This window comes from Streptomyces cinereospinus (genome assembly GCF_042430725.1).
Lineage (GTDB): Bacteria > Actinomycetota > Actinomycetes > Streptomycetales > Streptomycetaceae > Streptomyces > Streptomyces cinereospinus.
Map to the genome: position 1 here is coordinate 1 of NZ_JBHMCY010000124.1, position 11,611 is coordinate 11,611.

The window sequence follows — 11,611 nt, forward strand, 5'->3', positions numbered from 1 at the left end:
GCACCCGACCAAACGGACACGCCGCCGGCGAATCGACCTGACCAAGCACTACTAGTACTCCAGTGCGGTTTTGTGATCTATCCAGCGGGTTCGTTGGTGCCGCGCCGTCGGTAATGGCTGCGGCGGGCTGTTGCCTGGTGGCGTCTGCGCCAGGTTGACCAGTGGAGCAGTCTGGCCGCGGTCAGGGCCGGTGCAGGGAAGACAGTGGCGAGCAGATGGCGGATCTCGGGAACGGTCAAGGTGATCGGGTCGTTACCGCGGGTGGGGTGGTGTGAATCTGCGGGCCGGTTGGGGGCCGCGCTGGCGGCGACGGCGGTCAGGAAGGCCAGGGCGAGCATGGCGAGCGTGATGTGCCGGTGCCATGAGGTCCAGTGCCTGACCTGGTAATGGTCGAGTCCGACCTGGCCCTTGGCGGCCTGGAAGCACTCCTCGGCGCTCCAGCGGACACCGGCGACGCGTACCAGCTCCGCGAGGGTGGCCGTGGTGGGTGACCAGCACAGGCAGAAGGCCAGCTCATCGGTGGTGCGGTTGCGGCGGACCAGCAGATGGCGGTGTTCGTCGGTGCCGATGTGGATCCATGCCCAGTCATAGTGGCGCGGGCCCTTCGCGCCGCTGCCCGCGCTCCACCGCTGCCAGGCGGTGACGGGCAGGCGGCCCGCGGCGGTGTCCGCGCGGACAGGGGTGAGGCCTGAGTTGATCCGCACCCGCGTCGAGCAGGCGACGGCCATGACGTAGCCGGTGCCGGCCTCCTCCAGTCGGGCACGCAGCTGTGGGTCCTGCCCGTAGGCTTCGTCGCCGGTCACCCATGGTGCCTCCACCCCGGCGTCCAGCGCGGCGGCGATCATCTCCCAGGCCAGGCGGGGCTTGGTCGCGAACTCGATCTCGTCGGGTATCCCGGCCGCCTGGCGGCGCCCGGGGTCGGTGCACCAGGAGCTCTCGGGCAGGTAGAGCTGGCGGTCGACCAGCGCCCGTCCCCGGCTGGTGGCGTAGGCGAGGAAGACCCCGACCTGGCTGTTCTCGATGCGTCCCGCAGTGCCGGTGTACTGCCTTTGTACCCCCGCCGAGGCGCGGCCCTTCTTCACGAAGCCGGTCTCGTCCACGATCAGTACCCCGCCGTCGGTGCCCAGGTGTTCGACGGCGTAGGCGCGCAGGTCGTCACGGACGGCATCGGCGTCCCAGCGGGCGTAGCGCAGCAGCCGCTGCATCGGTCCCGGCCGGGCGTGACCGGCCTGCTCGGCCAGTTGCCAGCAGTTCTTCCGTTCTGCCTTCGACAGCAGCCCGAGCAGATAGGCGCGGGCACTCGCCCGGGCTTCAACTCGGCCGAACCGAACCGCGATTCGGGCCATGATCTGGTCGAACATCTCCCGCCAGCGGGCAGGGTCCACGCTATGGCCTGCTGCCACCGCACGATCTTCGTTTGTCCACACACCAACCGATGATCACGCGGTGGCCGTACCCGTTCCCAGCCAGGTCCCCTCCAAGATCGCGAAACCAGACTGGAGTACTAAGTGAGAACTCACAGAACGCGTGGTCCATGACGCTGTCCAGCACCATCGCGCGCACACGGCGCGGGTAGGTCTCGGCGTACTGTGCCCCGAGCAGCGTGCCGTACGAGCTGGCGTGGAAGGTGGCCGTCCACCTCGCGGCTGACACCGCCACCACCCGTGTGGTCACCCGCGAGGCCGTTTCCAAACCGGACCCCCCTCCGTCGCCGAGCGAAGGGTGTGCCGTTTTCCCGATGACCGGTTCCGGCGCCTGAAGGATCCTTTTCGGCCTTTTCGTTCGAGAAATACCTTCTGGTTATGGCCGCACTGGCCGATAATGAAAGCTCGCGGCCAAGAACTGCTGTCGAGTATAGTGAAAGTCAAATCTGGCAGACATTGCGGACATTGAGGCCGATCGAATGCCGAACCCCGCATCGCACAACTAGCCGATTATGCGACTATGGAGACGACCGCCACATCGGAGACACAGCCAGACGGGGGCCTCGCTGTGTTTTTTTCGCAACACTCCTTCGTCGATGAGCGCTCCAGGGGAATCCGCGTCCGTCGGACGCCATTCCTTCCGGTGACGGATCACCCGTAGTCCCCACGCGCTCAGAAATCGACGATCCGCGTTTCCCTCTCTGCCTCCGCGCCCGAGAAGGCGACGTCGCAGGTCCTGACTATACGCGCCCATGCCATGGCCCATGCCTACCGGGAGCAGGTGTTGAAAATGTTACAGCGTGACATCGAAGTGAAACTCCTCCGCACCCTCGTGGCCATTGTCGAGGAGAACGGTTTCGCCCGTGCGGCGAAGTCCCTGCACGTGACACAGCCGACGGTCAGTCAGCAAATGCAGCGGCTGGAGACCCTGGTCCAGGCACCTCTGTTCCAGCGCGGCAAGAGGCCACTGCAACTTACGCCTGCGAGAAGGGAGTTGGTTGCCCATGCGCGCCGTGTCATCCTACTGAACAGTGAAGTCCTCAACAAACTCTCGGCGCTCCAGAACCCGCAGTCGTTCAGCATGGGCTGTTCGGTGCATCTCGCCGACGGACTCGGCAGCATGATCAGCCAACTGGCCGTGGAGCGACCGCACCTGCGGTGCGCGATGACCACCGGCCTCAGCTCCTCCCTCGTTGACAGGCTCGCCCGGGGCGAACTGGAGGCTGCGCTTTTGCTGGGCACGTAGACGCCCCGCAGCGAGGCGCTGGGGCGGCTGGGGCTGGCCTGGTTCGGCGAGGCTCCCCTCGCGCCCGGGAACAGCGTCCCGATGGCCTTCGTCAGCGAGCGTTCGGCACTGAGCCTGCGGATCATCGACACGCTTGCCGAGCGCAAGGTCGCCTGGCACTCCGTCCTCTGGTGCTCCGACCCGCTGTCGATCCGGGCCTCCGTGCAGGCGGGCCTGGCCTATACGGCCCTGCCTGCGAACGCCCACGACTACCACCCGTCGCTGCGCCCCGCGCCGGCCGGCGCCCTGGGGCCCGCGCCCGAACCCCTCGTCGTACATCTGGCCTTCTCCTCCACGGCCCGCGAACCCGTGCTGGAGGCCGCGCGCACGGTGGCCCGCGCGACGCTCAGGGACCTGCCCCTTCAGCAGTTGTGATGGGGAGGGGCCGCACGGCCGGCGGGGGGAGAGCGGCCATGCGGCCCGGATCAGGGGGTGGACGTCGGCCCGTACCGCCGGGCGCGGACGCGAGGCGCGTCCGCGCCCGGCGGTACGGCACGGGTCCGTACATGCCGTACCGGCCCGGTCAGTACGAGGTGCGGGCCGCGCCGCGCTGCACCAGCTTGGGACCGTAGGGCGCAGCGTCCAGCCAGGCGCCGGCCTTCAGCCCGGCCGAGGCGACCGCCGCGGCCGCACGCCGCCGCAGACGGATCGAGGGGCGCTCCGCCAGCATGTGTTCGAGTGCCGAGCTGGCACAGGCGCGGTTGTAGTTGGCGGCCTCCTTGCGCTCCTCGGCGAACCGGACGATCTCCGCCTCCGCCTCGGCGGCTCCGTGCGCGGACAGCGCCGCGTGCACGGCGGTCACCGCCCGGACGGCGTCGGGAATGCTGGAGTTCATGCCGCGCGCGCCGAACGGAGCGAACAGGTGCGACGCCTCGCCCGTCAGCAGCACCCGGCGGTGGGTGTCCGTGAAAGTGGCGGCCACCTGCTGGGCGAACCGGTAGGTGGACACCCACCGCACCCGCTCACCGTAGGAGGCGGGCAGGACCCGGGGAATCCAGTGCCGCAGCCCTTCGGGCGAGACGTACCTTCCGGAATCGTCGTCCACCAGGAGATTGAGGTCAACCCGCCAGCCGCCGGCGAACGGGACGATCAGCACGTTGCGGCCGCCGACCTTCGGGTGGTGGTAGTGGAAAACCCGTTCGACGGGCATCGGATGAGCGGGGTCGTCGTCCAGGTCGACCACCACGAAGGTGTTGCGCGAGCGAGGCCCCTCCAGCGGACTGCCGATGGCAGACCGCAGCGGCGAACGGGACCCGTCCGCGGCGATCACGTAGTCCGCCAGCCACTCGGTGCCCGAGGAATCCACCAGCCGTACGCCGTCCGGGCCGCTCGTGGCCTGTGTCGCCTCGACACCCCAGTGGAACTCCACCTTTTGCTTCGCGCACGCGGTGGCCATCAGGTCCTCGGTACGCACCTGCGGCAGGCTGGTGAACGGCGGCAGCCCCTCGCGGTGCAGCGGCGGATAGGTGCGCGCATAGATCTCCCGCCCGGCCCAGAAGGACCGCTTGGTGGACCACATCAAGCCATTTCCAGCGATGTCGTGTCCCAGTCCGGGGCTGATCCGCTCCAGTTCGCGCAGTGACGCTCCGTGCAGGTACGCGGCGCGGCTGCCGGGCCGCACGGTGTCCGCGACGCGCTTGTCGAGGACCACCGCGGGCAGGCCGGCGGCGCGCAGCGCCAGCGCGGCGCTGAGCCCGGCGGGGCCCGCGCCGACGACCAGGACGGGGTGACGGGTCGTCGGTCCGCTGGCGGCGCTCATGCCCCCTCCTCCTCGCACAGGTGGAGGGCATCGGGTGTGAAGGAGATGATCCGGCCCGTGAGGCCGCCGGTCAGCATGGCGTGCCACAGGGCGGGGCGCATCCCGGTCTCCTCGCGGTGCAGGACCACTTCGTGGTCCTCGGTCGTCAACTCCAGGTAGTCGCCCATCTGGTGGACGCCCATTCCGGCGGTCCGGGCCGTATGGACCACGGGTTCGAACTCCGGTACGTCGAGCACGTACACCGACACCGTCATGCGCCCGGCACCTCCGCGTTCTTGCGTATGAGCTCCGCCTTGCGCTGCCAGAGGGCCTGGGCCGAGGGCCACGGGGACTCGACGACGTCGGCGAGCGCGGCCAGGGTCAGCTCCGCGTCGCGGGAGTCGATCCCCGACATCTCCCGCAGCGGCCGGGTGATCTCCAACTGGAGGCCGTTGGGGTCGTCGAAGTAGATCGACTCGATCAGCTCGTGCCCCATCGGCCGGGTTACCCGGACCCCGTGCGCCTTCAGCCGGTCCCGCCACGCCAGAAGCTCTTCCTCGGTGTCGACGTGGAAGGCGACGTGGCGGGAGCGGTGCATCAGATCGCTCGGCGGCTCCTCTTCCGGCAGGCCGAAATAGTAGAAGAAGGCGATCCGGTTCCCCCGGCCCATGTCGAAGAAGAAGTGCACGAAGTCCGGGTAGTCCTCGGTGACCCACCCCGTCGCCGTGATGGCGTGTATCAGGGGCATGCCGAGGGCCTGGGTGTAGAACTCGTGGGTAGCGCGCGGCCTCCAGGTGACGAAGGCCAGGTGGTCGACGCCGTCCAGCCGCAGGCCCGGCTGGTACTGCGAGGGCGGTGATGCGGTCTCCAATGTTCCTCCTCTTTCGTAGGGGCGGGACGGCAGGGACCGGCGCGCTGCCGGTGAGACGGGTCAGCGTGAGGGTGTGGGGCTCTTCCCACGCAGTCCGGTGCCGGTGATGAGTGCTCCGACCAGCAGGGCGACGCCACCGGCCACCAGGGCCCAACGGGTACCGTCGGCATTGGTCGAGGCGAGGTTGAGGATCACACCCAGGGCGGCGACGCCCAGCGAAGCGCCGACCTGGCGGGCCGAGTTGAGCGCTCCGGCGCCGATGCCGGCGAGGTCCGTCGGGATCGAGCTCGCCATCCCCGCCACCAGGGCGGGCAGGGCGAAGGAGATACCGAACCCGAAGGCGAGCAGGCCCACCACGGTGACGGCGAGGTCGACGCCGGAGTTGCCCGTGAACGGCGCCTGGAGCAGCGCACCGATCCCCATCAGGGCGAAGCCGATGGTGGCGGGGCGGCGCGGGCCGATGCGGCCCACCAGCCGGCCGGTGTAGATCGGGTTGAAGGCGGTCGGCAGCGTCAGCGGAAGGAAGGCGAGGCCGGCGCTGAAGGACGAGTAGCCGCGACTGTCCTGGAAGAAGAGCGACAGCACGAACAGCAGCCCCGAGAGGCCGAAGTTGGCCAGCAGGCCCGCCGCCAGCGCGGAGGAGAACCCGCGGCTGCGGAACATCCGCAGCGGGAGCATCGCCGCGTCACCGGCACGCGACTCCGCCACCAGGAAGGCCACCACCGCGACCGCGGCCAGGGCGAAGGCGATCAGCACGACGCCGTCCGACCAGCCCTTGGCGGGCCCCTCGATCAGGGCGTACACCAGCGCCGCCAGGGCGACCACACCGCTGAGCTGTCCGGTCAGGTCGAGGCCGCTGCGCTGCTTGCGGGCCGTCTCCGGGGCCTGCCGCACGGTGATGACCAGGCTGATCACGGCCAGCGGCACGTTGATCAGGAAGATCGCGCGCCATCCGACCGTGTCGGTCAGGACACCGCCCACCAGCGGGCCGGCGGCGAGCGCCGCACCCGTGATCGCGGCCCAGGAGCCGACCGCGCGGGCCCGCTCGGCCGCGTCGGTGTAGGCATTGGTGATCACGGCCAGCGACGCGGGGAGCAGCAGCGCCCCCGCCGCACCGAGGGCCAGGCGCAGCACCACGAGCGCGTCTAGCGTGGTGGCTGCAGCCGAGACGCCGGACAGCAGGCCGAACGTCACGAGGCCCCAGAGGAAGACCCGCCGGCCGCCGAAGCGGTCCGACAGCCAGCCCGCTGTCAGCAGCAGCGCGGCGAAGGTGATCGTGTAGCCGTTCGTGACCCACTGGAGCCCGCTCAGCCCGATGTTCAGATCACGGGAGATCGCGGGAAGCGCGACCGAGACGATGGTCATGTCCAGCAGGACCATGAAGTAACCGAGCGAAAGCCCTACCAGCAGAGTGCGCGATGGCTTACCGGCCGGTTCTCCGTCGGTGACGGAAGCCCGCTGTGGTTCCGCCTGCGTTGCCATGTGTTTCTCCTCGGTTTCAGAATCGCTCTTTCCGCCGCCGGATCAGGTCGTCGGGGACGGAGTCTTCATTCAAGCTGACGCGGAAGCCGAATTGGCGCTGGTAGGAGAGGGAATACCCTATGGGTGACATCGGTACGGCCGATGGATCAGTAACTGAGGGGCGACAACATGGAGTTGCGGCATCTACGGACGTTCGAAACGGTGGCCCGGACACTCAGCGTCACGCAGGCCGCCCGTGAACTGCACTACGCGCAGTCCAGTGTGAGCGATCAGATTCAGTCGTTGGAACGCGAATTGGGAGTGGCTCTGCTCGACAGGTCACAGCGCAGGGTCCGGCTCACCCCACAGGGAGCGGTGCTGTCGGAGTACACCGACCGGATCCTCAAGCTTCTGGAGGAGGCGAGGTGGGCGGTCTCGCGGCCCGGTTCGGAACTGGCCATCGGCACGCTGGAGACGGTGGGGCTGCATCTGCTGCCGAACGTGCTCTCCTGCTACCGCTCGCTCTACCCGCAGGCACGGGTGCGGGTCGGTCAGGACAGCCGGGGCGAGCTGTACAAGTCCGTCCGCCGGGGAGATCTCGATCTCTGCCTGGCCTTCGGCACCCCGCCCGACGACACGAGCCTGCGCTTCGAGACCCTGGCCGAGGAGCCGCTCGTCGTCATCGTCCCCCCGGACCACCGCCTCGCCGCACGCGGCCGGGCCGGACTGCACGAGCTGGTCTCCGAACCCTTCCTCGCCACGGAGCGGGGTTGCGGGTTCCGGGAGATGTACGACAACACCTTCGGTTCCGCCTCGTCCAAGGAGCCGATCGCGGAGGTCTCCGGCATCGGCACCCTGGGCGCGTGCGTGGCCGCGGGGATGGGCTGTGCGCTGCTTCCGCGCATCTCGGTGCGCGGGCAGGCCGACCGGGGCGAGGTGGCCGTCGTGGAGGTCGGGGACACCGACCTGCGCACTACGGTCACCATGACGTGGCTGGACCGCAACTCCGCGAACCCCAGCCTGGCCGGCTTCCAGACGGTGCTGCGCGAGCAAGCTGGCCGGCTGACACCGGACGGTACCGGTCACGGCCGCACGGCCCGGGGTCCGGGAGCCGCCGCGCCGGCTGTGGCAGCCGCGGCGGACGTCTCGGCCGCGGTCACGGGCGCCCCTGACGTCGCGAGCGGCGGCAGGGACAGCTCCCTCAGCCGGGAGCGGGCGATCTTCCCGGTGACGGTGGTCGGCAGCGCGTCGACGATCACCAACTGCTCGGGCAGCTTGTAGGTGGCCAGTCCCTTGGCGGACAGGTGGGCGGTCACCTCGCTCAGGGTCAGGCCGGTGGCGCCCTCCCGCAGTGAGGCCACCAGGCAGGAGCGCTGCCCCAGCCGCGGATCGGGTCTCCCGAGCACCGCGTGCTGGGCGAGCTGGGGGAGGTCCTTGAGCAGCTCCTCCACCTCCAGAGCGTTGAACTTTAGGCCGCCGCGGTTGATCAGCTCGTCGGACCGCCCCCGGTAGCCCACCGAGCCGTCCGGTCCGAGGGCCGCCAGGTCTCCGGAGCGGAGCCAGCCGTCGCCGGTGAGCGCCGCCCGGGTCAGCTCCGGGGCCGCGTGGTACCCGTGGAACATGTACGGACTGCGGTACTGCAGTTCCCCCGTCGTACCCGGCTCGACGGGGGTGCCCTCGCGGTCCACCACCCGCACCTCAGCCCCGGACATCGGGCGCCCGATCGTGGAGGTCGCCTCTGGCGGGTCCCCGGGACGGGTGTAGGTGCCCGCCCCGATCTCCGTCATCCCCCACTGCACGATGAGGCGCGCACCAAGCGTGTGCCGCACCTCGTCGGCCAGCTCACGAGGGACGTGGGCGCCGCCGGTGCGCACCTCCCGCAGGCCGGGGACGGTGCTGGACTCCGGCCCCTCCTCCCTCAGCACCGCCATGACGTCACGCAGTTGGGCGGGCACGGCGAAGGCCGCGGTGGCAGAGGCCGTGCGCAGGACCTCCAGGAAGCGTCGGGCGTCCCAGCCCTCGAAGAGACCGACACGGCCGCCGGTGACCAGCGCGAGGTGCACCGACAGCAGGCCGAAGGCATGACTGAGCGGACTCGCCGAGACGATCGTGTCCGACGCGCCGAGACCGCCGTCCGCCGCCACCGCCGCCGCGTTGCCGAGCAGGCCGGCATGACTGTGCACACAGAGCTTGGGCCGCCGGGACGTCGTCCCGGACGAGGCGAGCAGCATCATTGGCGCGTACGGGTCGCGCGGACGGTCCACCGGTGCGCCGCCGGGTCCGTCGGCGTCCCGGGCCCCTGACGGCGCGTCGTCCTCCCGCACCGCGGCCGGGTCCCACGACCCGGCCGGCCGTGACAACTCGTCCGATTCCAGGAGCCCCAGCTTCTCCAGCCGGGCGGCGTGGGAGTCCGAGGGCCGGTCGCAAGAGACCCAGACCTGCCGGAGAGAGGGACACCGCTCGCGCAGGGCGACCAGGTCGTCCACGCGGTCGTGCCCGCGGTGCGCGCCACGTGCCACCACGGCGACCGCCTTGGACTGGTCCAGCAGCGAACGCATCTCGTGGACGCCGTAGTTCGTGTGCAGCGGCAACAGCAGGATGCCCGTCTCGGCGGTGGCCGCGTGCAGGACCACCAGCTCCCAGGAGTTGGGCAACTGGGTCGCCAGCACGTCGCCGGCCCGCAGCCCGGACCGGGTCAGCGACCGGGCGGTCCGTGCGGCTTCGATACGGCATTCGCGCCAGGTCCGCCACCGGGTCCCGTCCCGTACGGCGGAATGCGTACCGCGTGCCGCGGCACGTTCCAGGGCCTCGCCGAACGTGAGAGGTGTTGTCGTCGATTCCGGGCGGGGAGTGCTCACGAGGTTCCTCCGTCTGCGGCAGAACGAACATGCGCGGATTGCCGACTCGGATTCTGGGCCGCAGGCGAAGGAATAGTCCAGGGAATCCCCCATAAGTATTCGTGATCTTTACTGCCGGTCCCGCAGAATAGGAAATCCTTATCCGGGGGCGGTGGCCGGTGGCGGACCCGGGTTTCTAGTGGCTTGCGGGCGGGGGTTCGGCATGGCCGATCGGTGGCATCGGCTGCGCCGAACCATGTCCACATCGGCCCGGAAGGGGCTCTCATCTGCGGAAATGCGCTCCGCTCCGGGGTATTTTGAAGGTGTCGGGGAGGTAAGGAATCTCAATACAGAAGGGCGAGTACACCGCCCCATGCCTTCGTCGTACCCGGTCGTCGTCGTGTCGTTCGGCGGAGCCGATGGATACCATCGAGAATGCAGAACCATCGCGTTTTCCCAGGACATCCGCTACGTTTCCGGGGTCGGGTAATTTCCGGTCGAATGTTTCTTCATTTCGCGACCACGAGTGGGCTTGCCGTTTGAAGGAAAACCGCCCCAGAATGTCGACGGCCCCGACGCAGGAGGTATCGATGTCCGTTGCTCACCCTTCCGGTAAAGCGAACGCACGCCTGGTGTCCGCCGATGGAATTCCCGGGGAAAGAGCCTTCTCCGACGCCGACCTCGGACGCCTCGACGCCGCGATCCACGATGCCCGTTCCGCGTGGACGGCGTCGACCTCGTCGCTTCTCGCGGAGGCGAAGGCTGGCGGAGAGGCCGCCTTCCTGACCGAACGCCACTGCGTGTTCGACCACTGCGCCGTACTGTTGTTCCCGCGCACCCTCGACTCCGGCCTGCGCCACCTGGAACAGCAAGGCCTGGCACCGCTTCCCGTGGTACCGAGCACGGTGGTCCGTCAGAGGCTGAGCGAGCGGTACGGCTGGACCCGGCCCGCTGTCAGGTCCACATCGTGCGCATCAGGCCGGAACTGCCGGACAGACGACGCCACGCCTCGGTGGAGTTGTTCCTCTTCCCTCGGGACGGTGCGGCGTTCGACCGGCACATCGAGGCGTCCGAGGTCGAGCACGGCTTCGAGCAGCACACCGCGTTCGTCTTCCGGCGCCCGAGCGCGGCCGGGCTCGAAAGCCTCGTCACCGCCTGGCGCACCGGCGCCGGACTGCTCTGGGAAGGCGGCGGCTACAACCCGCAGGAGGGGCCGGGGGGTTCGACCGTCCTCTACTTCGTCCGCGACCCCGCGTGGTCCGCGCGTAGCCGCCGCCGCTTCGAACTGCACTGCGCCGGCGATCTCAGGGAGTTCACCGCCCGCATCCCGCAGGAGACCGAAGCCGTCCGCCACGCCTATGCCGCGTGGCGGTCCACCGAGCACGTCGTGTCCATCTGAGTCCCCCGGGACCAGCTCTGCCCGGTGTCCCCATCTCTCCACGTACCCAGGAGCACATGTGTTGCGGAACGACACGCTGACCGCCAGGAACCTGGCCCTCACCCCCGAGCTGCACGACTACCTCCTCGATCAGGGCAGGATGACGCCCGACCCGCTCCTCATCGAGCTGATCGAGCTGACGCACGAGGCGATACCCGAGCAGGCGCACATGACGGTCGCGCCCGAGGAGGGCGCGCTGCTGACGTTCCTGGTGCGGCTGCTGGGCGCCCGCACCATCGTCGAGGTGGGTACCTTCACCGGGTACTCCTCGCTCTGCATGGCCCGGGGCCTGCGGGCCGGCGGCTCGCTGATCACCTGTGACGTCTCCGCCGAATACACCGACGTGGCACGCGACTTCTGGGCCCGTGCCCAGGTGGACGACCGGATCGAGTTGAGACTCGGCGACGCGCTCGACACCCTCCGCGCCCTGCCCGCCGAGCCTCACCTGGACCTCGCCTTCATCGACGCCGACAAGCCGGGTTACATCGGTTACTGGGAGGAACTAGCCCCAAGGCCGTGAAGTTATGGCTCGGGTGGGGTTGTCCAGGGGGCTTTGA

10 protein-coding genes and 2 pseudogenes are annotated in these 11,611 nt (G+C 69.4%); 5 read left to right on the plus strand and 7 right to left on the minus strand.

From position 1 onward, the window contains the following. Positions 1–77: 77 nt before the first annotated feature. Together ACFF45_RS34335 and ACFF45_RS34340 are read right to left on the minus strand one after the other, a co-directional pair. Positions 78–1,361, minus strand: a complete 1,284-nt coding sequence (locus ACFF45_RS34335) for an IS701 family transposase (protein ID WP_381350928.1) — start codon at positions 1,359–1,361, stop codon at positions 78–80. A gap of 166 nt (positions 1,362–1,527) precedes the next feature. Then, positions 1,528–1,629: pseudogene (locus tag ACFF45_RS34340) on the minus strand (alpha/beta fold hydrolase); the annotation flags it as partial. A 552-nt stretch (positions 1,630–2,181) separates the two neighbouring features. Here ACFF45_RS34340 and ACFF45_RS34345 point away from each other — a divergent pair. Both ACFF45_RS34345 and ACFF45_RS34350 read left to right on the plus strand, forming a co-directional pair. Further along, positions 2,182–2,670 carry a LysR family transcriptional regulator gene (locus tag ACFF45_RS34345; protein ID WP_381350915.1) on the plus strand — a complete coding sequence of 163 codons (489 nt, stop codon included), beginning with the start codon at positions 2,182–2,184 and terminating at the stop codon, positions 2,668–2,670. A gap of 81 nt (positions 2,671–2,751) precedes the next feature. Continuing rightward, positions 2,752–3,084, plus strand: a complete 333-nt coding sequence (locus ACFF45_RS34350; protein ID WP_381350916.1) for a hypothetical protein — start codon at positions 2,752–2,754, stop codon at positions 3,082–3,084. Between the two features lie 148 nt (positions 3,085–3,232). Here the strand turns inward: ACFF45_RS34350 and ACFF45_RS34355 are convergent, their stop codons facing one another. From ACFF45_RS34355 to ACFF45_RS34370, 4 genes are read right to left on the minus strand one after another with little or no spacing between them, the layout of a single operon-like run. Further along, positions 3,233–4,468, minus strand: a complete 1,236-nt coding sequence (locus tag ACFF45_RS34355) for an FAD-dependent monooxygenase (RefSeq protein WP_381350918.1) — start codon at positions 4,466–4,468, stop codon at positions 3,233–3,235. Continuing rightward, positions 4,465–4,722, minus strand: a complete 258-nt coding sequence (locus ACFF45_RS34360) for a hypothetical protein (RefSeq protein WP_381350919.1) — start codon at positions 4,720–4,722, stop codon at positions 4,465–4,467. The genes ACFF45_RS34355 and ACFF45_RS34360 overlap by 4 nt, the downstream gene beginning before the upstream one ends. Continuing rightward, a complete protein-coding gene (locus tag ACFF45_RS34365) occupies positions 4,719–5,318 on the minus strand; it encodes a VOC family protein (RefSeq protein WP_381350921.1) in 600 nt (199 codons plus the stop codon). Before ACFF45_RS34365 ends, ACFF45_RS34360 begins: the two co-directional genes overlap by 4 nt. A gap of 60 nt (positions 5,319–5,378) precedes the next feature. After that, the gene (locus ACFF45_RS34370; protein ID WP_381350923.1) at positions 5,379–6,800 is read right to left on the minus strand and encodes an MFS transporter; all 1,422 of its coding nucleotides are present in this window, start codon (positions 6,798–6,800) and stop codon (positions 5,379–5,381) included. 168 nt (positions 6,801–6,968) lie between these two features. On the opposite strand from ACFF45_RS34370, the pseudogene ACFF45_RS34375 reads away from it, so the two are divergent. Continuing rightward, positions 6,969–7,823 (plus strand): annotated as a pseudogene (locus ACFF45_RS34375) (LysR family transcriptional regulator); the annotation flags it as partial. 38 nt (positions 7,824–7,861) lie between these two features. Here the strand turns inward: ACFF45_RS34375 and ACFF45_RS34380 are convergent. After that, positions 7,862–9,637 carry a class I adenylate-forming enzyme family protein gene (locus ACFF45_RS34380; RefSeq protein ID WP_381350925.1) on the minus strand — a complete coding sequence of 592 codons (1,776 nt, stop codon included), beginning with the start codon at positions 9,635–9,637 and terminating at the stop codon, positions 7,862–7,864. 946 nt (positions 9,638–10,583) lie between these two features. On the opposite strand from ACFF45_RS34380, the gene ACFF45_RS34385 reads away from it, so the two are divergent. Beyond that, the gene (locus ACFF45_RS34385; RefSeq protein WP_381350926.1) at positions 10,584–11,015 is read left to right on the plus strand and encodes a hypothetical protein; all 432 of its coding nucleotides are present in this window, start codon (positions 10,584–10,586) and stop codon (positions 11,013–11,015) included. Between the two features lie 61 nt (positions 11,016–11,076). Continuing rightward, positions 11,077–11,574, plus strand: coding sequence for an O-methyltransferase (locus ACFF45_RS34390; RefSeq protein ID WP_381350927.1), 498 nt, complete (start codon positions 11,077–11,079; stop codon positions 11,572–11,574). The last annotated feature ends 37 nt before the right edge of the window (positions 11,575–11,611 follow it).

Excerpts from the sequence above, each read along its gene's own strand:
- ACFF45_RS34335 (WP_381350928.1), bottom strand. The coding sequence starts at position 1,361 with ATGTTCGACCAGATCATGGCCCGAATCGCGGTTCGGTTCGGCCGAGTT.
- ACFF45_RS34345 (WP_381350915.1), top strand. The coding sequence starts at position 2,182 with ATGGCCCATGCCTACCGGGAGCAGGTGTTGAAAATGTTACAGCGTGAC.
- ACFF45_RS34350 (WP_381350916.1), top strand. The coding sequence starts at position 2,752 with ATGGCCTTCGTCAGCGAGCGTTCGGCACTGAGCCTGCGGATCATCGAC.
- ACFF45_RS34355 (WP_381350918.1), bottom strand. The coding sequence starts at position 4,468 with ATGAGCGCCGCCAGCGGACCGACGACCCGTCACCCCGTCCTGGTCGTC.
- ACFF45_RS34360 (WP_381350919.1), bottom strand. The coding sequence starts at position 4,722 with ATGACGGTGTCGGTGTACGTGCTCGACGTACCGGAGTTCGAACCCGTG.
- ACFF45_RS34370 (WP_381350923.1), bottom strand. The coding sequence starts at position 6,800 with ATGGCAACGCAGGCGGAACCACAGCGGGCTTCCGTCACCGACGGAGAA.